Annotated in this window: 21 protein-coding genes; 16 read left to right on the top strand and 5 right to left on the bottom strand. The window is 62.3% G+C overall.

What is annotated here, in order from left to right; all coding sequences use genetic code 11:
- Positions 1 to 13: 13 nt before the first annotated feature.
- Entirely contained in the window at positions 14 to 1,051 is a 1,038-nt protein-coding gene (ruvB, locus tag AC0L24_RS19220) for a Holliday junction branch migration DNA helicase RuvB (protein WP_127809016.1), read from the top strand.
- 102 nt (positions 1,052 to 1,153) lie between these two features.
- On the opposite strand, the gene AC0L24_RS19215 is transcribed toward ruvB, so the two are convergent.
- Complete coding sequence (locus AC0L24_RS19215) at positions 1,154 to 2,404, bottom strand: glycoside hydrolase family 5 protein (RefSeq protein ID WP_473564061.1); 1,251 nt, start codon at positions 2,402 to 2,404, stop codon at positions 1,154 to 1,156.
- 57 nt (positions 2,405 to 2,461) lie between these two features.
- Between AC0L24_RS19215 and ybgC the strand changes: the two genes are divergently transcribed.
- From ybgC to ftsH, 10 genes are all read left to right on the top strand, one after another.
- Entirely contained in the window at positions 2,462 to 2,932 is a 471-nt protein-coding gene (gene ybgC, locus AC0L24_RS19210; protein ID WP_127809018.1) for a tol-pal system-associated acyl-CoA thioesterase, read from the top strand.
- Positions 2,933 to 3,354: 422 nt separating this feature from the next.
- On the top strand, positions 3,355 to 4,065 hold the full coding sequence (gene tolQ / locus AC0L24_RS19205) for a protein TolQ (protein ID WP_013529145.1): 711 nt from the start codon (positions 3,355 to 3,357) through the stop codon (positions 4,063 to 4,065).
- 10 nt (positions 4,066 to 4,075) lie between these two features.
- Complete coding sequence (tolR, locus tag AC0L24_RS19200) at positions 4,076 to 4,528, top strand: protein TolR (protein ID WP_023811855.1); 453 nt, start codon at positions 4,076 to 4,078, stop codon at positions 4,526 to 4,528.
- A gap of 7 nt (positions 4,529 to 4,535) precedes the next feature.
- Positions 4,536 to 5,681, top strand: coding sequence for a TonB family protein (locus AC0L24_RS19195; RefSeq protein WP_127809019.1), 1,146 nt, complete (start codon positions 4,536 to 4,538; stop codon positions 5,679 to 5,681).
- Positions 5,682 to 5,724: 43 nt separating this feature from the next.
- Positions 5,725 to 7,035 (top strand): Tol-Pal system beta propeller repeat protein TolB, encoded by a 1,311-nt coding sequence (gene tolB / locus AC0L24_RS19190; protein WP_127270138.1) that lies wholly within the window; start codon positions 5,725 to 5,727, stop codon positions 7,033 to 7,035.
- 36 nt (positions 7,036 to 7,071) lie between these two features.
- Complete coding sequence (locus AC0L24_RS19185; protein ID WP_127809020.1) at positions 7,072 to 7,449, top strand: four helix bundle protein; 378 nt, start codon at positions 7,072 to 7,074, stop codon at positions 7,447 to 7,449.
- Between the two features lie 245 nt (positions 7,450 to 7,694).
- Complete coding sequence (pal, locus tag AC0L24_RS19180) at positions 7,695 to 8,201, top strand: peptidoglycan-associated lipoprotein Pal (protein WP_109664780.1); 507 nt, start codon at positions 7,695 to 7,697, stop codon at positions 8,199 to 8,201.
- Between the two features lie 223 nt (positions 8,202 to 8,424).
- Positions 8,425 to 9,534 carry a tol-pal system protein YbgF gene (gene ybgF / locus AC0L24_RS19175; RefSeq protein WP_127809021.1) on the top strand — a complete coding sequence of 370 codons (1,110 nt, stop codon included), beginning with the start codon at positions 8,425 to 8,427 and terminating at the stop codon, positions 9,532 to 9,534.
- Between the two features lie 57 nt (positions 9,535 to 9,591).
- Positions 9,592 to 10,986 (top strand): tRNA lysidine(34) synthetase TilS, encoded by a 1,395-nt coding sequence (tilS, locus tag AC0L24_RS19170; protein WP_127809022.1) that lies wholly within the window; start codon positions 9,592 to 9,594, stop codon positions 10,984 to 10,986.
- 125 nt (positions 10,987 to 11,111) lie between these two features.
- Positions 11,112 to 13,040: an ATP-dependent zinc metalloprotease FtsH gene (gene ftsH, locus AC0L24_RS19165; protein ID WP_127380665.1), complete on the top strand. Its 1,929-nt coding sequence runs from the start codon at positions 11,112 to 11,114 to the stop codon at positions 13,038 to 13,040.
- Between the two features lie 248 nt (positions 13,041 to 13,288).
- On the opposite strand, the gene AC0L24_RS19160 is transcribed toward ftsH, so the two are convergent.
- A complete protein-coding gene (locus tag AC0L24_RS19160) occupies positions 13,289 to 13,741 on the bottom strand; it encodes a hypothetical protein (protein WP_256747422.1) in 453 nt (150 codons plus the stop codon).
- 241 nt (positions 13,742 to 13,982) lie between these two features.
- Positions 13,983 to 14,810 carry a hypothetical protein gene (locus AC0L24_RS19155; RefSeq protein ID WP_473564060.1) on the bottom strand — a complete coding sequence of 276 codons (828 nt, stop codon included), beginning with the start codon at positions 14,808 to 14,810 and terminating at the stop codon, positions 13,983 to 13,985.
- Positions 14,811 to 15,177: 367 nt separating this feature from the next.
- On the opposite strand from AC0L24_RS19155, the gene glmM reads away from it, so the two are divergent.
- The 5 genes from glmM (at position 15,178) to serA (ending at position 21,763) form a co-directional block, all read left to right on the top strand.
- A complete protein-coding gene (glmM, locus tag AC0L24_RS19150; protein ID WP_127267139.1) occupies positions 15,178 to 16,530 on the top strand; it encodes a phosphoglucosamine mutase in 1,353 nt (450 codons plus the stop codon).
- A gap of 270 nt (positions 16,531 to 16,800) precedes the next feature.
- Positions 16,801 to 17,646 (top strand): outer membrane protein, encoded by an 846-nt coding sequence (locus tag AC0L24_RS19145; RefSeq protein WP_128289270.1) that lies wholly within the window; start codon positions 16,801 to 16,803, stop codon positions 17,644 to 17,646.
- Between the two features lie 206 nt (positions 17,647 to 17,852).
- Positions 17,853 to 18,713: an outer membrane protein gene (locus AC0L24_RS19140; RefSeq protein ID WP_128289269.1), complete on the top strand. Its 861-nt coding sequence runs from the start codon at positions 17,853 to 17,855 to the stop codon at positions 18,711 to 18,713.
- 205 nt (positions 18,714 to 18,918) lie between these two features.
- On the top strand, positions 18,919 to 20,094 hold the full coding sequence (locus AC0L24_RS19135; RefSeq protein ID WP_127397218.1) for a phosphoserine transaminase: 1,176 nt from the start codon (positions 18,919 to 18,921) through the stop codon (positions 20,092 to 20,094).
- Between the two features lie 67 nt (positions 20,095 to 20,161).
- Entirely contained in the window at positions 20,162 to 21,763 is a 1,602-nt protein-coding gene (serA, locus tag AC0L24_RS19130) for a phosphoglycerate dehydrogenase (RefSeq protein ID WP_127267135.1), read from the top strand.
- A 56-nt stretch (positions 21,764 to 21,819) separates the two neighbouring features.
- On the opposite strand, the gene AC0L24_RS19125 is transcribed toward serA, so the two are convergent.
- Together AC0L24_RS19125 and AC0L24_RS19120 are read right to left on the bottom strand one after the other, a co-directional pair.
- Complete coding sequence (locus tag AC0L24_RS19125; RefSeq protein ID WP_292634722.1) at positions 21,820 to 22,284, bottom strand: DUF2231 domain-containing protein; 465 nt, start codon at positions 22,282 to 22,284, stop codon at positions 21,820 to 21,822.
- Between the two features lie 152 nt (positions 22,285 to 22,436).
- A complete protein-coding gene (locus AC0L24_RS19120; protein WP_292634709.1) occupies positions 22,437 to 23,342 on the bottom strand; it encodes a DMT family transporter in 906 nt (301 codons plus the stop codon).
- Positions 23,343 to 23,436: the final 94 nt, after the last annotated feature.

Raw genomic sequence — 23,436 nt, 5'->3', positions numbered from 1 at the left:
CAAGGAAGGCGTCATGAGCCTGTCGCCCCGCCTGATTGCGCCGGAAAAACGCGGCGAGGATGCCGAGCAGACCTTGCGGCCGCAGACGCTCGACGATTTCGTCGGCCAGGCGGCGGTGCGGGCCAATCTCAAAGTGTTCATCGAGGCCGCCAAGGGCCGCAACGAGGCGCTCGACCATGTGCTGTTCGTCGGGCCGCCCGGTCTCGGCAAGACGACGCTGGCGCAGATCATGGCGCGCGAACTCGGCGTCAATTTCCGCTCGACCTCGGGTCCGGTCATCGCCAAGGCGGGCGATCTTGCCGCCCTGCTGACCAATCTCGAGGAAGGCGACGTGCTGTTCATCGACGAGATCCACCGGCTGAGCCCGGCGGTGGAGGAAATCCTCTATCCGGCGATGGAGGATTTCCAGCTCGACCTGATCATCGGCGAGGGACCGGCGGCGCGCTCGGTCAAGATCGACCTCGCCCGCTTCACCCTGGTTGCCGCCACCACGCGGCTCGGCCTGCTGACCAATCCCTTGCGCGACCGTTTCGGCATTCCGGTACGGCTCAATTTCTACACGGTCGAGGAGCTGGAGCAGATCGTGCGGCGCGGCGCGCGCATCCTGCAGATGCCGCTCGGCGACGACGGTGCGCTGGAAATCGCGCGGCGTGCGCGCGGCACGCCACGCATCGCCGGCCGGCTCTTGCGCCGCGTGCGCGATTTCGCCTCGGTGGCCGGCGACGGCCACATCGACCGCAAGATCGCCGACGAGGCGTTGACCCGGCTGGAAGTCGATGCGCTCGGCCTCGACGCGCTCGACCGGCGGTATCTCAGCATGATCGCGCGCAATTTCGGCGGCGGGCCGGTCGGCATCGAGACGATCGCCGCCGGCCTGTCCGAGCCGCGCGACGCCATCGAGGACATCATCGAGCCCTATCTGATCCAGCAGGGCTTCATCCAGCGCACACCGCGCGGCCGCATGCTGACGGCCAATGCCTGGCGCCATCTCGGCCTCGACGCGCCGAAGGATCTGGCGCAGCAGCAGATCAACCTGTTCCAGGAAGAGTAATTTTCCAGTGCGCCGCCCGTCGTCTCGGGTATTGGCTCAGCACTGCGTCGGTACGTTTTTTGAATGCGCCCGGAATCTTCTCGGTCGATCTTGGCTGAGCGATCAATGCAGCCCGCGGATCACGTCCATCACATCCGGCTCGGCCTTGTCGCCATTGAAGGCGTCGACGATGCCGAAGGCGCCGCCATAACTCCACACCGACCATGAGAAGCCATGTGCTTCGGCACGCCCGATCATGTCCCTGACATAGGCGGCCCGGTACCCGGCGGGCATCACATAGGAATTGCCATATTCCTGGCGGATCATGCCGAACTCGCCCAGCGTGATGTTTTCGGGCCTGATGCCGTTGGCCTTCGCCCATGCCTCGACCTTTTTGAACGGCGCATCCATGAGGCCCAGCAACTTGTCGGGACTGTCCATGCTGGCGACCTGTTCGTCGAGATAGGCAAGCAGGCCGCTCTGCCGTGTCCACGGGGCCTCGGCCTTGATCCTGGCGCGGATGGTGTCGAGCGTCACGTCGAGCTGTGCCTTGGGCACCGCGGTCAACGGATAGGGCAGGCCAGTCACATAGGGGATGAAGTCGCCGGCCCAGGTCGCGCCCTGATGGGTGAGCAGGAACGGATCATAGGAGTGGAACGTCCAGATGACATTGTCGTCAGGGATCGTCTTGGGATCGATCTTCTCCAGCGAGCTCGCGGCGGAGTAGCAGGCGCCGGTCAGCACTAATGTCAGTTTCGTCGCCGAGGATCGCGCCGCGGCGAACAGTTTGCGTTGGCGGTCCGGCCACAGGCTGGTGCCGTCGCTGTCGCAGTCGACGATTGGTTCGTTCATTGGCTCAAAAGCGACCTGGGCGGGATTTTCGCCGGCCAGCGTGCGGGCCATCTTGCGGACCATCTCGAGATAGGCGTCGAAGGTCCGCGGGTCGTCCATCACTTGCGCCATGCCGATCTTGCGGCTGCCGCCGGCCGGGATCAGGTGCATGTCGACGATAACCTTCAGGTCGGCGCGGTTGATCATGCGCACGGAGTCCAGCACGCCGGCATAGAGATCGTCACGCAAGGTCACGGTCTGGTCGGACAGGAAGGGCGATGGATCGACCGGCATGCGCAGGAAATCGAAGCCGGCGTCCTTCAGTGCCTTGAGGTCGTTCTCCCCAAGGAATTTGCGCCATTCCGGATAGGGTAGGATGGCTTTGGCGTCGCCCCACTGGTCTTCGCCGGGCCATGTGACCCATTGGTCGAGGTTGAGGCCGCGCTTCATCGAGAATGTTGCGGCCTGGCCAGGCAGCGCCAAAGCCACGAGCACGAACAGCGCCGCCGTCAAACTCTTGATCATCGCCGTCAACAGTGCCATCCGATGTTATGTTCCGCGGGAAACTGGTGCCTCGTCGGGGCTGAAAAAGGAAGTGCAATGGGCGATCATGGTGAATCGGCGACGCTGCTGGCCGGGCTTTCCGGCGCGCTGACCACGTTCGGCCACCGGCTGATGGCGCGGGTCTATTATGCCGACACCGATTTCTCCGGCGTCGTCTACCATGCGCGCTATCTCGAATTCTTCGAACGCGGTCGCTCCGACTATCTCCGGCTGACCGGCGTGCACCACACAGAGCTTGCCGATGGCAAGCATGGCGAAAGAATAGTCTGGGTGGTGCGGCGCATGGAGATCGACTTTCGCGGCCCCGCCCGTATCGACGACATCCTGACGGTCGACACCCGCACCGACGAGATTTCCGGTGCGCGCATCTTCATGGCGCAGCAGCTCAAGCGTGGCGACGAACTGCTGGTCGAGGCCAAGGTCGAGGCGGCGATCATCGGTGAGAATGGCCGCCCAAGGCGTTTTCCCAGGGAATGGGTGGCGGCATTCATGCCGAGGGTGCGCTGATATTCAGGTGATGCCGGCCTGCAAACAGCAGCTTCCTGCGCTTCCCCGTTCTACCGCATCGCGGTAGAACTGTGCTCACGTACGAAAAGTACGCTCCGCTCCGGTTCTCGGAATCTACCGTTTTCGGCTCGGCCTGACCTGAATCTCAGCACACCCTAGGCGCAGCCATTGAATTGATGGCCTTGCCATTGGGCGTGGCAATGCGCCGCGCCTTATATACTAACCCATCCTTAACCATAACGGTTCATGAAGAGATTGGTGAAGATTGGCGTTATCGAACGCCTTCCTTTCACCAATATTTGCCCCGAAAAGGCCGATAATGGCACAGTTTGGGGTTGTTCCGGTAGCTTCGTGCGAACCGACCACAAGGGATGCCAGGGGCCAGCCGCCAGCTTCGCCCGGAAAATCTTAAGGACGTAACGATGGAAAATATCGCACTCGCCGACCCGGGCGCGCAATTGTCGGTTTGGTCGCTGTTCGTTTCGGCCAGCTGGGTGGTCAAGCTGGTCATGATCGGCCTGCTCTGCGCCTCGGTCTGGACCTGGGCGATCATCGTCGACAAGCTGGTTTCCTATGCCCGTATGCGGCTGGCGCTCAACCGGTTCGAACAGGTGTTCTGGTCGGGGCAGTCGCTGGAAGAGCTTTACCGCACGCTCGCCGATCGCAAGACAACCGGCATGGGCGCCATTTTCGTCGCGGCCATGCGCGAGTGGAAGAAGAGTTTCGAGAAGGGCGCCAAGTCGCCGCTCGGCCTGCAGACCCGCATCGACAAGGCGATGGACCTAGCGCTGACCCGCGAGATGGAAAAGCTGGAAGGCCGCCTAGGTTTCCTCGCCACCACCGGCTCGGCGGCACCTTTCATCGGCCTGTTCGGCACCGTCATCGGCATCATGACCTCATTCCAGGCGATCGCCGGCTCCAAGAACACCAGTCTCGCGGTGGTTGCGCCCGGCATTGCCGAAGCGCTGCTGGCGACGGCCATCGGCCTGCTGGCCGCCATTCCGGCCGTCATCGCCTACAACAAGTTGTCGTCCGACGCGAGCAAGATAGCCGTGCGCATGGAAGGGTTCTCCGACGAGTTCTCCGCCATACTCTCGCGCCAAATCGATGAAAAAGTGGCCCCCAAGGCCTGAGGAGTAGCAGATGGGTATGTCCATGGGCATGGGAGGACGGGGCGGGCGCGGCCACAGGCGGCGCGGCCGTCACCATGCACTGATGTCCGAGATCAACGTCACGCCGATGGTCGACGTGATGCTGGTGCTGCTGATCATCTTCATGGTCGCCGCACCGATGCTGACGGTCGGCGTGCCGATCGACCTGCCGGATACGCAGGCCAAGGCGATGAATGCCGACACGCAGCCGATCACCGTCTCGATCAACGCCGCCGGCCAGATCTATCTGCAGGAAACCGAGATCCCGATCGAGGAGCTGGTGGCCAAGCTGCAGGCGATCTCGAAGACCGGCTATGAGGAGCGCATCTTCATCCGCGGCGACAAGTCCACCGACTATGGTACGGCGATGAAGGTGATGGCCCGCATTTCGGCCGCTGGCTACAAGAACATCGGCCTGGTTTCACTGCAGGAACAGGACCAATAGACGCGCTATGAAGACCGGCCTCACCACATCGGTGATCTTGCATGCGGCGGCGCTGACCTTCGGCCTGTTCACGCTGACGGCGCCGGCGGCACTTCCGTCGTCCGACGTCGAGTCGGTCGCGGTCGATATCGTGCCCATGGAAGCCATTGCGCAGACGTTGCAGGGCGACAAGAAGGCCGTGATGCATGAAAAACCGGCACCCGTGCCGACGCAGCGCCCGGACATCGTTCCGGACGCGCAGAAGGTCGGCGAGAACAGCGTCGACACCGACAAGCCGATAACGCCGGAAGCCAAGCCGAAGCCCGTCGACATGACCTCGGCTCCGCCGCCCGCGCCGACCCCGATCGAAAAGCCGAAGCCCGAGGACGTGCCGAAGCCGCAGGAAAAGCCTAAGCCCACCCCGGCAACGGAAGTGGCGCCGGCGCCGACGCCCAAGGAAGAGGTTAAGCCCGAGCCGGTCAAGCAGGCCGACCCCAAGCCGACACCGGCCAAGCCGGCGCCAACCCCGCCACCGCAGGACAAGACCGCAGCCATCGATCCGACGCCCGACGCCGTCGCTGAAGCCATAGCGCAGGAGCCGCCCGCCGAGGCGACGCAGCTGCCGGATTCCGCTCCCGCGCCGGAAGCGCGGCCGAAGCCGCAGCCGGCGCAGGCCGAAAGCGCCAAGGCGCCGGAACGCAAGAACGCCGACAAGCCGGTCAAGGAAGCGTCGTCGAAGCCGAAGTCCGACGACAAGCAATTCAACGCCGACGAGATTTCGGCGCTCCTAGACAAGCAGAAACCATCCGGCGGCGGCGCCAAGCGCTCGACCCAGCAGGCGTCGCTCGGCGGCGACAAGGATCAGGGCCAGAAGCTTTCCAGGTCCGAAATGGGTGCCCTGGAAAGCCAGCTTGGCGGCTGCTGGACCCTTCCCGCGGGCCTTGAAGGTTCCGAGAACTTCGTCGTCGTGGTGCGGTTCAACCTGGATGCCTCCGGCAAGCTGGATGGACGCCCGGCGGTCGAAACGTCGAGCGGAAACCGCCAGTTCGACGAAAGTGCCGTTCGTGCGGTGCAAAAATGCGATGTCACCGGCCTGCAGGTTCCCGCCGGCAAGCAGGACATCTGGGCCGACGTCCGCGTCACCTTCGATCCAAGGGAGATGCTGGGCCTCTAAGGCGGCCCGCGTATCCGGAAATCAGTACGAGAAGCGAGAAGACATGAAATCAATCCTCAAGCCGCTCCTGATGGTCGCAGCAATGGCGATGGGCATGACCGCTGCCAGCACGTTGCCGGCGCTGGCGCTGGTCGAGCTCAACGTCAACAAGGGCAATGTCGAGCCGCTGCCGATCGCCATCACGGATTTCCAGGGCGGCGACGCGCTTGGGGCGCAGATTTCGCAGATCGTCACCGCCGATTTGAAGCGTTCGGGTCTGTTCGCTCCGATCGACAAGAGCGCCTTTATCGAGAAGATCACCAACCCCGATGCAGCACCGCGCTTCGACGACTGGAAGGTGATCAACGCGCAGGCGCTGGTCACCGGCAGCGTCAGCAAGGAAGCCGACGGCCGCATCCGCGCCCAGTACCGGTTGTGGGATACCTTTGCCGGCCAGCAGATGGCCGGCGAGCAGTTCTTCGCCAACGACGCCAATCAGCGGCGTGTCGCCCACATCATCGCCGACGCCATCTATGAGCGGCTGACCGGCGAAAAAGGCTATTTCGACACCCGCGTCGTCTTCATCGACGAATCCGGCGCCAAGAATGCGCGCAAGAAGCGCCTCGCGATCATGGACCAGGACGGCGCCAATGTGCGCTATCTCTCGGACGGCAGGTCGATCGTGCTGACGCCGCGTTTCTCGCCGAACCGGCAGGAAATCACCTATATGTCGTATGAAAGCGGCCAGCCGCGGGTCTATCTGCTGCAGATCGAGACCGGCCAGCGCGAACTGGTCGGCAATTTCCCGGGCATGACCTTTGCGCCGCGCTTTTCGCCCGACGGCCAGAAAGTCATCATGAGCCTGCTGCGCGACGACGGCAATTCCAACATCTTCGCCATGGACCTGCGCAGCCGCTCGACGACGAGGCTGACCAACTCGACCGCCATCGACACCTCGCCGTCCTATTCGCCCGACGGCAGCAAGGTGGTGTTCACCTCCGACCGTGGCGGCCGCGCGCAGATCTACGTGATGGGCGCCGACGGCTCGGGCCAGACCCGCATCTCCTTTGGCGACGGCGTCTATTCGACACCGGTATGGTCGCCGCGCGGCGACCTCATAGCCTTCACCAAGCAGACCGGCGGCGAATTCCAGATCGGCGTCATGAAGACCGACGGCTCGGGCGAGCGCATCCTGTCCTCCGGCTTCCAGCAGGAGGGGCCGACCTGGGCGCCGAACGGCCGCGTGCTGATGTTCTTCCGCGATTCCGCCGGTGGGCCCAAACTGGTTTCGGTCGATCTGACCGGACGCAACGAGCAATCGATCCCGACGGCGAACTTCGCTTCGGACCCGGCCTGGTCGCCGCTGCTTGAATAGAGGAATTGAGGAACTGGGGAATTGAAGAACTGAAGAATGGAGAAGGCGGGCGGCTACATTAATCGCGCGAAGGATCTAGAGGTATATAAGCGCGCTTATGTGGTTTCTCTTGACGTCCATAAAGCTACGCTCGCTTTCCCGAAAATGGAGCAATACGCACTGGCTGATCAGTTGCGTCGCTCCAGCAAAGGAATCTGCGCCAATTTGGCTGAAGGATTTGCCAAGCAGACTCACTCCAAACCCGAATTCGCGCGGTTCATTTCGATGGCAATGGGGTCATGCAGCGAGGTGGAGACGTGGATTTCCTATGCGTTCGACCTTGGATACATCAGCCAGGCACAACACGACGATTGGCTGCGATCCTATGCCCATATCTACGGCATGCTGATCAATCTGAGAGAAAAGCTGAAGTGAATTCTCTCTTCAGTTCCTCAATTCCCCAACTCTTCAATTCCTCATTTCCATCTCTTTGTCGCGTTTTGGCCGTATTTACGCCTAGGGTCCGCGTGAAATGTGGCTTCAGGCCAAAACGGCTGCGGACGGGCAGCTTAAACCAAAATTTAACCGTGTTTCTTGAATGCCGGTTAACCCAAACGTGGTTACTGGGTGATCGCCAAATCACTCAAATTAGATCACTCGAAATACGAAGGAGAGGCGGCATGGGCCGTATTGCAGCACTTACCAGAAACCCGGTCATGATCGCGCTGGTGGCGATGCTCGCCATCGCAGGTTGCGCCTCGAAGAAGACGCCGAACAACGCGGCCGATCTTGGCCTTAACGGCGCCGGCGCCGCAACACCCGGTTCGGCGCAGGACTTCACCGTCAACATTGGCGACCGCATCTTCTTCGATACGGACTCGACCTCGATCCGTGCCGACGCTCAGACGACGCTCGCGCGCCAGGCGCAGTGGCTGAACCAGTACAAGCAGTATGCCATCGTCGTCGAAGGTCATGCCGACGAACGCGGCACACGTGAATACAATCTGGCGCTCGGCGCCCGCCGCGCCGCCGCCACCCGTGACTTCCTTGTCGCCAAGGGCGTCTCGGCCAGCCGTCTCAAGACCATTTCCTACGGCAAGGAACGTCCGGTCGCGGTTTGCGACGACATCTCCTGCTGGTCGCAGAACCGCCGCGCGGTCACCACGCTTAGCGGCGCTGGCTCCTGAAGCATCACGCAGCCGACCGGCGCGTCAAGAACGGCGGCCGTCTAGCGGTAAAAATGCAACATACCTGTGCGAAAGGCGGCCCTGGGGCCGCCTTTTTCATATCCGGACGCTCGAAACAAAATTTGGCCGAAGTCTCGGCTCCTGCTATGAGCCGAGGGCGCTTGGCTGGTCCCATTCTGATTGGAAGGCGCGAACAAGCTAACGAAATCACTGCGAGAGGCACATGCATTTGAGATCGGTTCTGAGCGGCACGCTTGCGCTGCTGCTCCTATCAGGCATCACCGCCCTGGCTAGCGGCACCGGGGCGAGCGGCACGGGGCAATCAACCGACAGCGGCTTTACCTTCCATCTTCCCAGTGTCGAATTGCCCAACCTTTTCGGTCAAAAGAAGAAACCGGACCAGGTTCAGCTGGTGCAATCCGATCCTGCCGCTGTCACCAGCCTGGAAGAGCAGCTGCGGCAGATGAACGGCAAGATCGAGGAACTCAATTTCCAGGTCCTGCAGATGCAGGAGCAGATCCGCAAGCAGCAGGAAGACAATGAATTCCGCTTCCAGCAGCTGGAAGGCGGCGGCACGCAAGGCGGGCAGCCGCCGGCGCAGAAGAAATCGGACGCCACCACCGGCACCGACAACGATGTGGCGGCGGCCCCGGCGATACGGGCGCCGGCCGATGCCGGCGCCGCGCCCGCCAACGATCAGTCGGCAGGCGGCAAGACGGTCGAGGATGTCATCGTCGAATCTCCCGACGGCAACCCCGGAAAGGTTATTCCCGGTACGGGAGCGCCGGAAAAGAATTTCGGCACCATCACCGTCGACAAGAACGGCAATGTGATCGATGCCGGCGGCAACACGCAATCGACCGCGCCGGCGCAGGACACCGCGCCAGTCGCCGGGGCGGCGCCCAAGGCCGGAAAATCCGATACGGTGGTCGCGGCGTTGCCCGCCACCAACAACCCGGAAGAGCTTTACCGCAACTCCTACCAGTTCATCCTCTCGGGCGACTACGGCACCGCCGAGCAGGGTTTTCGCGACCACATCGCCCGCTTCCCAAGGGATGCGAAGGCGGCGGACGCGCATTACTGGCTGGGCGAGTCATTGCTCGGCCAGCAGAAATACCGCGACGCGGCCGAGACGTTCCTTGCCGCCAGCAAGGACTACCCCAAGGCCAAGAAAGCTCCCGACATGTTGCTGAAGCTCGGCGTGTCGCTGGTCGGCCTCAAGCAGCATGACGTTGCCTGTGCCACCTTCAGCGAGGTCGGCAAGCGTTACCCTGATATTTCCAGTGCGCTCAAGGAACGCGTCAAGCAGGAGAAGGCTCTGGCTGCCTGCTGATCCTTGTCCTACATGTCGTTGTCCTGAAACCGGGATCACTTTTGGGCGACATGCATTATGCTCGACACCGAGCCGGACCTTTCGACTAACCCTTTTTCGCATATCGATTTTACCAGCGGCGCTGTTGCGGCCGTGTCCGGCGGCAGCGACTCGACCGCCCTGCTCCTTCTTCTCAGACACCATCTCGACCGTAAGGCGCCGGCAACCAGGCTGCTGGCGGTAACGATCGACCACGGTTTGCGGTCCGGTTCGGCTGCGGAAGCGCAAACAGTGGCGAAGCTGTGCGCCAGATTCGGAATTTCACACCGCATCCTGACATGGTCGGGCCCCAAGCCATCGACCGGCCTGCCCGCGGCTGCTCGCGAGGTGCGCTACCGGCTGCTGGCCGAGGCGGCACAAGCTGAAGGCATCGGCCTGATCCTCACCGGCCATACCGCCGATGACCAGGCAGAGACGGTGCTGATGCGGCAAGCGCGCGAAGAAGGATTGGCGCGGGACGGGGGCCAAGGCCATGCCGAAATGGCAGGCCGGGGACTTGCCGGCATGGCGCCGGCCACCTTGTATGACTGGCGCGAGTGGATTGTTCGGCCGCTTCTCGGGTTGCGGCGCGAGGCGCTGCGCGACGTCCTGCGGCGTGAGAATGTCGGCTGGGCCGACGACCCCACCAATATCGACGCGGCCTTCGAGCGGCCGCGTGTGCGGGCCGCCCTTGCCGACAGCAACGGTGCGCAGCGCATCGACGATGCACTGGCGCTGGCCGCGCATGAGGGCCGCGCGCGCAGTCAACTCGGCCTCGCCGCCGCAAGTTTGATCGGCGATTTCGCGACCAGGCTGTCCTGCGGGCTCATTCGTCTTGATCCGCTCTTGCTGAACACAGGCGACGAGCGAGCGGCCGTCTATGCGTTGCGTATCCTGCTGGCCATGACCGGCGGAATTGCCTTCCTACCGGATCAGGCCCGCAGCGAGGCTCTGTTCGGTCGGCTGAGGGCTGGATTTCTTTGCGCCACATTGTCGCGGACGGTTGTCGATTCCCGGCGCTCCGGCATCTTCCTGCGCCGCGAGGCGCGCGGCCTGCCCGCCGCCGCAACCCTTACTGGCAGCACCCTGTGGGATGGCCGCCGGCGCATCACATTGAACGACAGCAGCAGCGCATTGTTGATTGCCCCGCTAGGCACGGCAGCGGCGAAGCGGCTGGCGACGGGCCAAGGAAAAGCCCCGCCGAGCCTGATGCGCGCCGCGCTCGCGGCCGAACCGGCGTTGTGGCACGCCGGGGAATGCCTTGGTTTGCCTGGATATGGACTGAAGTCTGCGATGATGGAAGTGCGGCCGGTCGTTACCCCCTTTGCCCGCTTCCTGCCTTCCTTCGACCTGGCGCCGGCGCAGGCCGTCGCCGGGCTGATTGGCGCGGCCCCGGTCCCGCCCTTGCCTTTCAGCGGCCATAGTGCCGGCTGATGGTTGCGCGAAAGCTTAACCCAGACGTGCTGTTATGCTTGGCAAGGGGAGGTGCTCTCCCTATGTTAGGCGCAAGTTTCCTCTCATGACGCGTGTCCGCCCCGCGGACGCCAACGGGACAATTGATGAATCCGAACTATCGCAACCTCGCGCTCTGGGCGATCATAGCGGTCCTGCTCATAGCCCTGTTCAATCTGTTCCAGACGCCGCAGACGCGAGGGGCTTCCAGCGATGTGCCTTATTCGCAGTTCCTGCAGGATGTCGCGGCGGGCCGGGTCAAGACGGTAACCATCGCGGGCGCCCGCATCAGCGGCACCTACACCGACAATGCCAGCGGCTTCCAGACCTATTCGCCCGGCGATCCTTCGCTGGTCTCGCGGCTGCAGGACAAGAACGTCACCATCAATGCGCGGCCTGAAACAGACGGTTCCAATTCGCTGTTCGGCTATCTGATCTCTTGGCTGCCGATGATCCTCATACTCGGCGTCTGGATATTCTTCATGCGCCAGATGCAGTCCGGCTCCGGCCGCGCGATGGGCTTTGGCAAGTCGAAGGCCAAGCTGCTCACCGAAGCGCATGGCCGCGTCACCTTCCAGGATGTTGCCGGCGTCGACGAAGCCAAGGAAGATCTGGAAGAGATCGTCGAGTTCCTGCGCGATCCGCAGAAATTCCAGCGGCTCGGCGGCAAGATTCCGCGCGGCGTGCTGCTCGTCGGCCCTCCGGGAACCGGCAAGACGCTGCTCGCCCGCTCGGTTGCCGGCGAAGCCAATGTGCCGTTCTTCACCATTTCCGGTTCTGACTTCGTCGAGATGTTCGTAGGCGTTGGTGCAAGCCGCGTCCGCGATATGTTCGACCAGGCCAAGAAGAACGCACCCTGCATCATCTTCATCGACGAAATCGACGCTGTCGGCCGTCATCGCGGCGCCGGCCTCGGCGGTGGCAACGACGAACGCGAGCAGACGCTGAACCAGCTGCTGGTCGAGATGGACGGCTTCGAATCCAATGAAAGCATCATCCTGATCGCCGCCACCAACCGGCCCGACGTGCTTGACCCCGCCCTGCTCAGGCCAGGCCGCTTCGACCGCCAGGTCGTGGTGCCGAACCCTGACATCGTCGGCCGCGAGAAGATCCTCAAGGTGCATGTGCGCAACGTGCCGCTGGCGCCCAATGTCGACCTCAAGGTGATCGCGCGCGGTACGCCGGGCTTTTCCGGCGCCGATCTGATGAACCTCGTCAACGAATCCGCGCTGATGGCGGCACGGCGCAACAAGCGCCTCGTCACCATGGCCGAATTCGAGGACGCCAAGGACAAAATCATGATGGGCGCCGAGCGCCGCTCGTCGGCCATGACCCAGGCCGAGAAGGAGCTGACCGCCTACCATGAGGCCGGCCACGCCATTCTCGCGCTCAACGTGCCATCGGCCGATCCGCTGCACAAGGCCACGATCATTCCACGCGGTCGCGCGCTCGGCATGGTCATGCAGTTGCCCGAAGGCGACCGCTATTCGATGAGCTACAAATACATGATCTCGCGTCTCGCCATCATGATGGGCGGCCGCGTCGCCGAGGAGTTCAAGTTCGGCAAGGAGAACATCACCTCCGGAGCCTCTTCGGATATCGAGCAGGCGACCAAGCTGGCCCGCGCCATGGTCACGCGCTGGGGCTTTTCCGACAAGCTCGGCCATGTCGCCTATGGCGACAACCAGGAAGAAGTGTTCCTCGGCCATTCGGTGGCGCGCACGCAGAACGTCTCGGAAGAAACGGCGCAGATCATCGACGCCGAAGTGCGCCGCCTGATCGACGAGGCCTATTCGTCGGCGAAGACCATCCTGACCAAGAAGAAGAAGGAATGGATCGCGCTGGCGCAGGGCCTGCTGGAATACGAGACGCTATCCGGCGAGGAGATCAAGCAGTTGATCGCCGGCCACAAGCCTGCGCGCGACCTTGGCGACGACACGCCGCCCAGCCGTGGCTCGGCCGTGCCGAAGTCCGGCGGCCGGCGAAAGAAGGGTCCTGAGCCCGAAGGCGGCATGGAACCGCAGCCATCGAGCTGAGCTTGACCACTGATTTCATCGAACGCCGCGGCTTGCTCCGCGGCGTTTTTTGTTTTTGGCGTTGGGGAGGAGTTGTCCGCGACCTCGCATCTGCGACGGTGACGATTGGCGAAAGCCTAGGTGATAGCCAATCTCCCCCGCAAGGGGGGAGATTGGCAACGTCGCCGCTGGCGTGTCCTCGAAGGCAACAAAAAGGCCCCGCGAACCCTGCGGTTCGCGGGCCTTCTCTTCTTCAGATGTCTTGTCGCTCAGCTCTTCAGCTTGGCATTGCACAGGCTGTAATAACCGCCGCCCTTCTGGATCCAGCGAAGGCCGTTCAACGTGCCCGCGTCCTTGTTGCCATGGTAGCCCTGCAGACAGGTCTTCATGCGCGCCTTCGCGGGCTTTTCGGTCTTGAACTCGCCGGCCAGAGTGGTCGGGAATGTCACGCCCGCGGGCGCTACAGTGGGGGCGACCGCCGCGCTGGTTTCCTTTTTCGTCTGCGGCTCGGTTTTGACCGTATCCTCGCTGACACTGTCCGCTGCTGATGTCGCGCACTTCTCCTTGCGAAAAGCCGTCCAGTCCATGCCGTTCAGAGTGCCGCCTTCCTTGGCTGTTCGATAGGTCTCGCCGCATTCCTTCATCGTCAGTGCGCTTGCGGGGGCGACGCTCCAAGCGACAAATGCGGTCGCAGCCAATACCGCCAATCTCAAACTGTGCATAAGACCCTCCTGGTTGATAATAAGTTGACGTCTTTTTGTATATGGTTTGTTCTTGATATGTTCAACCAGAATCTTTGCGGACTACCGATGAGCTTGGCGGTGGGCAGTGTAGGCGAATTGATGATGCCGGCAGCCCGGCGACATGCAGATGCGAGCAAGGCAGTGTGCGTCTTCGCGCAACAAAAAAGGCCCGCGCATCTTGCGATGCGCGGGCCTTTGTTTGGAGACTATGGCTAAGCGATCAGCTCTTCAGCTTGGCGTTGCACAGGCTGTAGAAGCCGCCGCCCTTCTGGATCCACTTCAGGCCGCCGAGCGCGTTGGCGTCCTTGAGGACATAGTACTGGTCGAGGCAGGTGTGCATGCGGCCCTTTCCGGGGGTCTCGCTGGCATATTTCGCCGAGATCGCGGACGGGAACTTGACGCCCTTGGGCGCAGCCGTCGTCGGCTTCGCCGGCTCCTTGGTGTAGCTGGCCTCGTCGGCGGCCGGCACCGTGTCGTCATCCGATGCGCCGGCGCCGCATTCGGTCTTGCGGAAGTCGTTCCACTTCATGCCCTTCAGCGTGTTGGCCGTCTTGGCGGCCTGATACTTGGTGCTGCATTCGGCCATGCTCAGACCCTTGCCGTCGGCGGGGGCCGCGGCAGCCTTGGTGGTTGCCGGCTTGGCGGCGGCAGCGGCGGATGCACCGGCGGCGCATTCGGACTTGCGGAAGTCGTTCCACTTCATGCCGTTCAGCGTGCCGGCAGCCTTCGCCGCCTGGTATTTGGTGCTGCATTCCTTCGCCGTCAGGCCCTTGGCCGTGCTGTCGTCCGCAGCGGCGGCAGCCTTGGCCGCCTTCGTCTCGGCAGCCTTCTTGGTATCGGCCGGCTTGGCGTCGGTCGTCGCGGCGGCGTCGGTGCCGCACTGAGCCTTGCGGAACTGGTTCCAGGTCGCGCCGGCGAGTGTCCCCGCATCCTTGGCGGCGTTGTATTTCGTGCTGCACTCGGCCATCGTCAGTGCGTTGGCTGGCGCGGCCAGGAACAAGGTTGCGACGGCGAGGCCGGTCAAAGTGGCAAGTCGGTGGATGAGCATAGCGTTTCTCCGTTGCAGCAGCCCATGATACGTCCCTGCAAATCAATATCGCTCAACGGGCGGTTGCGCCAGATGCTAAGTGGCGTATATATCGCCGAAAACCGGTTTCTCCCGATAAGGTGATGAAATCGTTGTCCGTTGTCTGGTTCAGAGCAAGATTTTCCTGGTGCATCCGCGCTGAAAGGCTCGCATGACTTGTATGTTGCAACATGGCAGTCTGGGCATGTCAGGTTGCGGCCACGTGTGTGCAGTGCACAACAATGGTTTTCTAAGGATTGGTAACGTATAATCACACAATGTGATCATAGCGCCCTGGCCAATTGTGGCATGACGTGCCGGGGAAGAAACGTCGAGGAAGCTGACTAGCATGGCAGGGAATTATTTCGGCACGGACGGCATTCGCGGACGCGCCAACAAGTTTCCGATGACGGCTGAAATCGCTATGCGGGTCGGCATGGCCGCCGGCCTTTCCTTCCAGCGCGGCAGCCACCGACATCGTGTCGTGCTCGGCAAGGACACCAGGCTTTCCGGCTATATGATCGAGAATGCCATGGTCGCCGGTCTTTGTGCCGCCGGCATGGACGTGTTCCTGCTCGGCCCGATCCCGACGCCGGCTGTCGCCATGCTGGTGCGTTCGCTGCGCGCCGATATCGGCGTCATGATCTCGGCCTCGCACAACCCCTATTACGACAACGGCATCAAGCTGTTCGGACCCGACGGCTACAAGCTCTCCGACGAAATCGAGGAGCGCATCGAGAGCATGCTCGACAAGGATATCGAACTGGCGCTCGCCGATTCCGACGGGCTTGGCCGCGCCAAGCGCGTCGACGGGGTGCATGACCGCTACATCGAATTCGCCAAGCGCACCTTGCCGCGCTCGATGTCGCTCGCTGGCTTGAGGATCGTTGTCGATTGCGCCAATGGCGCGGCCTACAAGGTGGCGCCCGAGGCGCTGTGGGAACTGGGCGCCGAAGTCGTCGCCATCAATGTCGAGCCCAACGGCTTCAACATCAACAAGGAATGCGGCTCGACCCATCCGGCCGGCCTGCAAAAGAAGGTGCACGAAGTGCGCGCCGACATCGGCATCGCGCTCGACGGCGACGCCGATCGTGTCGTTATCGTCGATGAAAACGGCGCGATCGTCGATGGTGACCAGATCATGGCGCTGATCGCCGAATCCTGGCACCAGAGCGGGCGGCTTGCCGGCGGTGGTGTCGTCTCAACCGTGATGTCCAATCTGGGCCTCGAACGCTTCCTCGGCGACATGAAGCTGCAATTGCACCGCACCAAGGTCGGCGACCGTTATGTCGTCGAGCATATGCGTGCGCATGGCTTGAATGTCGGCGGCGAACAGTCGGGTCATATCGTGCTGTCCGACTTTTCGACGACCGGCGACGGCCTGGTCTCGGCGCTGCAGGTGCTCGCCTGCATCAAGCGGCAGGGGCGGCCGGTCAGCGAACTGTCGAAGAAATTCGAACCCGTGCCGCAACTCCTGAAGAACGTCCACATTTCCGGCGGCAAGCCGCTTGAGGAGGCGCCGGTCAAGGCCGCCATCGAAGACGCCCGCAACCGCCTCGGCAAGACCGGACGGCTGGTTATCCGGCCATCAGGGACAGAGCCGCTGATCCGCGTGATGGCCGAAGGCGACGACCCGCAATTGGTCGAGTCCGTGGTCAATGGCATCGTGGACATCATCTCGGAAACGCGCAGCGCCGCTTGATCCCAGCGCGTCCAGCAGGACGTGGATCGGACAACCAAGCGCGCCGCGCTCCTTTAACCGGTCCAAGGCCCGCCTCTCGGCGGGCTTTTTCTTGTCAGCCGCCACTTTGCCGGTGTCTGTAAATCTCGCGCCGATCCCTAGAAGTTTCGAGATTCGTGGTTAAGCAACAGGGTTAAACGCCTTTTAACCTTTGCAATTCATTATCCACGACTGAAAGCCAATCGCATTTCGGGCGGGTTCGCCGTTCCGAGCTTCTCAGGGGTGACAAGCATGTTCAAGACAGCAAGAAAGGCCCTGCTCGCCTTCCTGTTCGCAGGCCTGGCAGGGCCGTTGTTCGCGGCCGACCTGCCGGAACCGATGGTCGAAGAGGCTCCGCCTCAGGCCATCTACGAGCAGCCGGTCGAGGTCGGCGGCTGGTATATCCGCGGCGATATCGGCTATCATAAGTCGAAGGTAGGTGACATTGACTACATCACTTACGGAGCCGAGCCTTGCCCTTGCGGACCTCCTGTCGGAGTCGCCGGCAGCAAGTCCTTCGACTACGGCAAGCTCAAGGGCGGCTTCTCGCTCGGCGCCGGCGTCGGCTACAAGATCAACGACCGCTTCCGTACCGATCTGACCGCCGACTATTGGTTCAAGTCGAACTTCAATGGTGGCACCTCGGATGCCACCACGACCTCGACCGAAGTGTCGAAGATGAGCGCCCTGCTGCTGCTCGCCAACGCCTATGTCGATATCGGCACCTGGCACGGCATCACGCCCTATGTCGGCGCCGGTATCGGCGGTGCCCGGGTCAAGTGGGATACCGTCTACGACCCGAACACCACCGAGACCAACCCCGGAGCATCCAACTGGCGCTTCGCCTACGCAGTCATGGCCGGCGCCTCGTACTGCCTCACCGACAAGGTCATCCTCGACGCCGGCTACCGCTTCTCCCATATCCAGGGCGGCCGCATGTTCGAATTTGATACGAGCAGCGCGGGGCCGGGCTTCGATCACGGCTTCAATACCCACGAAGTGCGCGGTGGCCTACGCTATCAGTTTGGCGGCAGCAACGGTTGCGCCGCGCCGGTCGTTGCCTACCAGCCCGAACCTGAGCCGATCTACACCAAGTAACAGCATCGACATTACTTGAATTCTTCACAAACCGCCCGGCCTCAGCCGGGCGGTTTTTCGTTGGGCCGCCTGGAACAAACAGCGGAAATGAATTCGCTAACGCTCTGTTAGCCTTAACCGGCACTTAACCACTATGGTTAACAATGCTTCTTGAAACGATGGCTGACGCTGCGATTGCGGGCTGCCAAATTCGGGAGTCGGGGACCATGAAACTTACATCGCGTATGGCGCTGGCGCTCGGTGCACTGGCCTTCCTGCCGCTGACGCCGGTGCATGCGGCCGACTACGATCCGCCGATCTATGTCGACCAGGCACCCGACTACGTGCCTGTCGAGGTCGGCTCCGGCTGGTATCTGCGCGGCGATATCGGCTACGCCTTCAGCCATCCTTTCGAACACGAGGAGACCTCGAGCGGGCCTCTGAACAGCTTCACATCCGACAGCAGCCTTTTTACCGGCAGCATCGGCATGGGCTACCACGTCAATGACTATCTTCGGGTGGAGTTGAACGGTGGTATTCTGCCTACCAACAAATTTAGCGATCATCAAAATCTGGCCACGACCTGCGGCGGCTCGACGCTCGTAGACGACGGTTTTGGGACCATCAATTCCGTAGCGGCAACGCAAGCGTGCGATCTCATTAACAACGGCACCAACAAAGGCTACAGCCTCATGGCCAACGGCTATGTAGATCTTGGCACCTATGTCGGAATCACCCCTTATCTTGGTGGCGGTATCGGCGTTGCGTATAACAAGTACTATAGGAGCATCGGCGCACGCGACTGCAAGGAATCGCCAGTCAATTCCGCTGGTACAGGCGGATTTTTCTGCGATGATCCTGCCGGGTATGAAGGTCAAACCGATACGGAGGCCAAATTCAATCTCGCATATTCGATCGGTGCGGGACTTTCCTATCAGGTCTCGAAAAACCTTTCCGTCGATCTGGGCTACGAATATTTCTCCGTCCCGAGTGCAAAATATGTCGCCTATGACGATGGCGCCTTCAACATCCACAAGGGCATAGACTATCAGACGGTCAAGCTCGGGCTGCGCTACGATCTTTGGTAGTAGGTACGGCATGCACGAAAACGCAGACGGCGGATCTTTCGGGGTCCGCCGTTTGCGTCTGAAGTCACGACATCCTGATCAGGGATCGCCGGTATCCCGGCAGCGACAAAAACTTTCCTCTTGACGCCCGAAGTCTGAACGCATATCGCCGTCCGTGGGCCACCCCTCCCCAACGAGGGGCCACTATCTGGAAGGATAGACCACGATGACGACGCATACGAAGCCCGGACTCCGTCCGGCAAACCCCAATTTTTCCTCAGGTCCCTGTGCAAAACGTCCCGGCTGGTCGGTCGAGGCGCTGAACAATGCCGCGCTCGGCCGTTCCCACCGCGCCAAGATCGGCAAGACCAAGCTCGAACAGGCGATCGAGCTGACGCGGGAAATTCTCCAGGTCCCGGCGGGTTACCGCATCGGCATCGTGCCGGCGTCGGACACCGGCGCGGTCGAGATGGCGCTGTGGTCGCTGCTCGGCGAGCGCGGCGTCGACATGGTCGCCTGGGAGAGCTTTGGCTCCGGCTGGGTCACCGACGTGGTCAAGCAGTTGAAGCTCGCCGACGTGCGCAAGATCGAAGCCGGCTACGGCGAACTGCCTGATCTCACCAAGATCGATTTCGACCGCGATGTGGTCTTCACCTGGAACGGCACCACGTCGGGCGTGCGCGTGCCGAACGGCGATTTCATTCCCGCGGACCGCAAGGGCCTGACCGTCTGCGATGCGACTTCCGCCGCATTCGCGCAGAGGCTCGACTTCGAAAAGCTCGATGTCGTCACCTTCTCCTGGCAGAAGGTGCTGGGCGGCGAGGGCGCTCACGGCATGCTGATCCTGTCGCCTCGCGCCGTCGAGCGGCTGGAGACCTACAAGCCTTCATGGCCGCTGCCGAAAATCTTCCGCCTGACCTCGGGCGGCAAGCTGATCGAAGGCATCTTCAAGGGCGAGACCATCAACACCCCCTCGATGCTGTGCGTCGAGGATTACCTCGATGCGCTCAACTGGGCGAAGTCGACCGGCGGCCTCGACGCGCTGATCGCCAGGGCGGATGCCAATGCGGCCGTCCTCGATCGCTTTGTCGGCAAATCCTCCTGGCTCGGTCATCTCGCCGTCCAGCCGGCGACACGGTCGAACACGTCCGTCTGCCTGTCCTTCACCGACCCGGACGTGTCCGCGCTCGACGCCGAGGGGCAGGCGGCTTTCGCCAAGGGGCTGGTGTCGGTGCTCGACAAGGAAGGCGTCGCCTACGATATCGGTGCCTATCGCGACGCACCGCCCGGCCTGCGCATCTGGTGCGGCGCGACGGTCGAGACGTCGGATCTCGAGGCGCTGCTGCCCTGGCTCGACTGGGCCTTCGCCGCGCAGAAGGCGTCGCTCAAAGCGGCGGCCTGAGATCATTCGCGGCGGCTTTCGGGCCGCCCATTCCCATCAGGATCAAATCCATTTCAAGGAGGCCGCCATGGCGCCCCGCGTTCTCGTCTCAGACAAACTCTCCCCCACCGCCGTGCAGATATTCAAGGATCGTGGCGTCGAGGTCGACTATCTGCCCGATCTCGGCAAGGACAAGGAAAAGCTCGCCGAAGTGATCGGCCAGTATGATGGCCTCGCCATCCGCTCGGCGACCAAGGTCACCGAAAAACTGATCAACGCCGCTACCAATCTCAAAGTCATCGGCCGTGCCGGCATCGGCGTCGACAATGTCGATATCCCGGCGGCAAGCCGCAAGGGCATCATCGTGATGAACACGCCGTTCGGCAATTCGATCACGACAGCCGAACATGCGGTGGCGATGATCTTCGCGCTTGCCCGCCAGATACCGGAAGCCAACGCTTCGACCCATGCCGGCAAATGGGAAAAGAACCGATTCATGGGCGTCGAGATCACTGGCAAGACGCTGGGCGTCATCGGCTGCGGCAACATCGGTTCGATCGTCGCGACGCGCGGCGTTGGCCTCAAGATGCACGTCATCGCGTTCGACCCGTTCCTGTCGGACAGCCGTGCCGAGGAGCTTGGCGTCGACAAGGTCGAGCTCGACGAACTGTTCGCCCGCGCCGATTTCATCACCCTGCACACGCCGCTGACCGACAAGACGCGCAACATCATCGATGCCGCGGCGATCGCCAAGATGAAGAAGGGCGTGCGCATCATTAACTGCGCTCGTGGCGGGCTGGTCGTCGAGGCCGACCTGATCGCGGCGCTGAAGAGCGGCAAGGTGGCCGGCGCCGGCGTCGACGTCTTCGAGGTCGAACCGGCCGAGAACAACGAACTGTTCGGCATGGAGAATGTGGTGGCGACGCCGCATCTCGGCGCCTCGACGACGGAGGCCCAGGAGAATGTCGCGCTCCAGGTTGCCGAGCAGATGGCCGACTATCTGATCAAGGGCGCCGTCTCCAACGCCATCAACATGCCGTCGATCACCGCCGAGGAGGCGCCGCGGCTGAAGCCTTTCGTCAAGCTTGCCGAAGTGCTCGGCGCCTTCGTCGGCCAGGTCACCGAGGATCCGATCAAGGAGGTCGAGATCCTGTTCGACGGCTCCACCGCGACGATGAATACGCGCGCGCTGATCAGCGCCGCACTCGCCGGGCTGATCCGGCCTCAGGTCTCCGACGTCAACATGGTGTCGGCGCCGATCATGGTGAAGGAGCGCGGCATCATCGTCGCCGAGGTCAAGCGCGACAAATCGGGCGTGTTCGACGGCTACATCAAGCTTACGGTGAAGACCGAGCACATGACGCGCTCGATCGCCGGCACATGCTTCTCGGATGGCAAGCCACGCTTCATCCAGATCAAGGGCATCAACCTCGATGCCGAGGTCGGCCAGCACATGCTCTACACCACCAATGCCGACGCGCCGGGCATCATCGGCCTGCTCGGCACCGTCTGCGGCGAGAACGGCGTCAACATCGCCAACTTCCAGCTCGGCCGCAACCGGCCGGGCGGCGATGCCATAGCGCTGCTCTATCTCGACGCGCCGTTCCCGGAAGCCGTGCTGGAAAAGGTCAAGGCGCATAAGTCGATCGACTCGGCCAAGCGGCTGCAGTTCGACATCAACGCGATGTGATCGAGGACAGGCGGTTGCCGACCCCCTCGTTGAGGCCGGCCGCCGCGGCGGCCGGTTCAGGTCAACTCGTCCGAGCCATCGGAGACACCCACGCGATGTCGGTAGACCAGTTCCCAGCCCTTCCAGCCCGTAAACAGCAGGATGAGAACCACGATCAGCGATAGGACGAAGCCGGTTGGCATCACGGCCGCCGCTCCGCCGGCGTACCGCGAGTACCAGTTGTAAAGCTCGATCAACACAACGAGTACATTGCCGCCGGCATGGAGCCATGCCGTCGTGAGATTGCGGATCTGAACATCGCCGAGAACATCCGTCAGGCCGGCAAGCGCAGCCAAGGCTGCCATGATCAGGCCCGCGCCGAGAAGCCAAAGCGACCCGGTGACCCATCCGGGATCGGCTGTTCGCCAGAAGATAAGATCGCAAACGAAGGTGCCGACAAAAAAGGCAATCGGAAACGGAATCAGCATGGGATGGATAGGGTGACCGGCAATGCTTGCCGTGCTGCGAGGGTTGGGGCTCATCATGTCGCCTCCCTGCCGTTCAAACTCCGCTGGAGGTGAAATGTTCCAAGTGGGGACGCGGCAGGGTTTATGCCGCTGTTTTCCGGGCCATTGGCTAAATCCATGCTGTTCGCGTGAATCGCTGCGACGGGGAGAGCGTCAGCCGCCACATGTCATCCGCGGTGGTCCGCCACCGCCATCTTGCGCCCGCTGTATTCGGCAAGCCCGATGCCGCCCAGCACGAGCACCAAAGCCAGTGCCTGATAGAGGTGGAACGTCTCGTCGACGATCAGCACCGACAGCAGCGTGCCGAAGATCGGCACCAGATTGATGAACAGGCCGGCGCGGTTGGCGCCGATCAACTCATTGCCCCTGATATAAAGGATCTGCGAGATGACCGATGCGCCGATCGCCGTATAGACGATAACCGTCCAGCCACGCGCGTCGGGCATGATGACCTTGCCGGCGGCGATCTCCCACAGGAAGAAGGGCAACGAGGTGATGAGTGCGGCAACCGACAGGGCCAGCATCAGGCTCTGCCAATGCATCACCGGCTTCAGCCGCAGCCCGACCGAATAGCCGCTGTAGAGAAACACGGCGACCAGCATGATGGCATCGCCGAAATTGAGTTCCAGCGTCAGCAACCGGCGCGGGTCGCCATGGCAGGCGGTGAGGATCACGCCGGCGATGGTCAGCACGACGCCGACAATCTGCGCCCAGTTCACGCGCAGGCGGAAGAAGACGAAATTGGCAGTCATGATCAGGATCGGCATCGCCGCCTGTTCGATCGAGACATTGATCGCTGTCGTGTAGTTGAGCGCCGTGTAGAAGATGGTGTTGAACAGGGTGAAGCCGCTGGCGCCGAGGGCGACCAGCACGAACCAGTGCTTGCGGACGACCGGCCAGTCCTTCTGGATGGTCTTCCAGCCGATGGGCAGCATGATCGCCACAGCCAGCACCCAGCGCAGGAAGACCAGCGTCATCGGCGAGACGTGATCGACCGCCAGCTTGCCGGCCACCGAATTTCCGCCCCAGAGCAAGGTGGTGAGCAGCAGGAATATGTAGGCGCTTCGATGCATCGCGGGATTCCAGTCGCCGGAGCTGCGGTGTTTGCCGGCCTATTGCCCTCGCTCGCCCAAGTAAATGATGTCAAAGCCGAAAATTGTTGTGCCT

This window comes from Mesorhizobium sp. WSM4809 (assembly GCF_055811655.1).
This window is presented reverse-complemented; position numbering and strand designations above follow the sequence as displayed.

Bases quoted from the DNA above. Each gene is read 5' to 3' on its own strand.
- ruvB (WP_127809016.1), top strand. From the start codon at position 14: ATGAGCCTGTCGCCCCGCCTGATTGCGCCGGAAAAACGCGGCGAGGAT.
- AC0L24_RS19215 (WP_473564061.1), bottom strand. From the start codon at position 2,404: ATGGCACTGTTGACGGCGATGATCAAGAGTTTGACGGCGGCGCTGTTC.
- ybgC (WP_127809018.1), top strand. From the start codon at position 2,462: ATGGGCGATCATGGTGAATCGGCGACGCTGCTGGCCGGGCTTTCCGGC.
- tolQ (WP_013529145.1), top strand. From the start codon at position 3,355: ATGGAAAATATCGCACTCGCCGACCCGGGCGCGCAATTGTCGGTTTGG.
- tolR (WP_023811855.1), top strand. From the start codon at position 4,076: ATGGGTATGTCCATGGGCATGGGAGGACGGGGCGGGCGCGGCCACAGG.
- AC0L24_RS19195 (WP_127809019.1), top strand. From the start codon at position 4,536: ATGAAGACCGGCCTCACCACATCGGTGATCTTGCATGCGGCGGCGCTG.
- tolB (WP_127270138.1), top strand. From the start codon at position 5,725: ATGAAATCAATCCTCAAGCCGCTCCTGATGGTCGCAGCAATGGCGATG.
- AC0L24_RS19185 (WP_127809020.1), top strand. From the start codon at position 7,072: ATGGAGAAGGCGGGCGGCTACATTAATCGCGCGAAGGATCTAGAGGTA.
- pal (WP_109664780.1), top strand. From the start codon at position 7,695: ATGGGCCGTATTGCAGCACTTACCAGAAACCCGGTCATGATCGCGCTG.
- ybgF (WP_127809021.1), top strand. From the start codon at position 8,425: ATGCATTTGAGATCGGTTCTGAGCGGCACGCTTGCGCTGCTGCTCCTA.
- tilS (WP_127809022.1), top strand. From the start codon at position 9,592: ATGCTCGACACCGAGCCGGACCTTTCGACTAACCCTTTTTCGCATATC.
- ftsH (WP_127380665.1), top strand. From the start codon at position 11,112: ATGAATCCGAACTATCGCAACCTCGCGCTCTGGGCGATCATAGCGGTC.
- AC0L24_RS19160 (WP_256747422.1), bottom strand. From the start codon at position 13,741: ATGCACAGTTTGAGATTGGCGGTATTGGCTGCGACCGCATTTGTCGCT.
- AC0L24_RS19155 (WP_473564060.1), bottom strand. From the start codon at position 14,810: ATGCTCATCCACCGACTTGCCACTTTGACCGGCCTCGCCGTCGCAACC.
- glmM (WP_127267139.1), top strand. From the start codon at position 15,178: ATGGCAGGGAATTATTTCGGCACGGACGGCATTCGCGGACGCGCCAAC.
- AC0L24_RS19145 (WP_128289270.1), top strand. From the start codon at position 16,801: ATGTTCAAGACAGCAAGAAAGGCCCTGCTCGCCTTCCTGTTCGCAGGC.
- AC0L24_RS19140 (WP_128289269.1), top strand. From the start codon at position 17,853: ATGAAACTTACATCGCGTATGGCGCTGGCGCTCGGTGCACTGGCCTTC.
- AC0L24_RS19135 (WP_127397218.1), top strand. From the start codon at position 18,919: ATGACGACGCATACGAAGCCCGGACTCCGTCCGGCAAACCCCAATTTT.
- serA (WP_127267135.1), top strand. From the start codon at position 20,162: ATGGCGCCCCGCGTTCTCGTCTCAGACAAACTCTCCCCCACCGCCGTG.
- AC0L24_RS19125 (WP_292634722.1), bottom strand. From the start codon at position 22,284: ATGAGCCCCAACCCTCGCAGCACGGCAAGCATTGCCGGTCACCCTATC.
- AC0L24_RS19120 (WP_292634709.1), bottom strand. From the start codon at position 23,342: ATGCATCGAAGCGCCTACATATTCCTGCTGCTCACCACCTTGCTCTGG.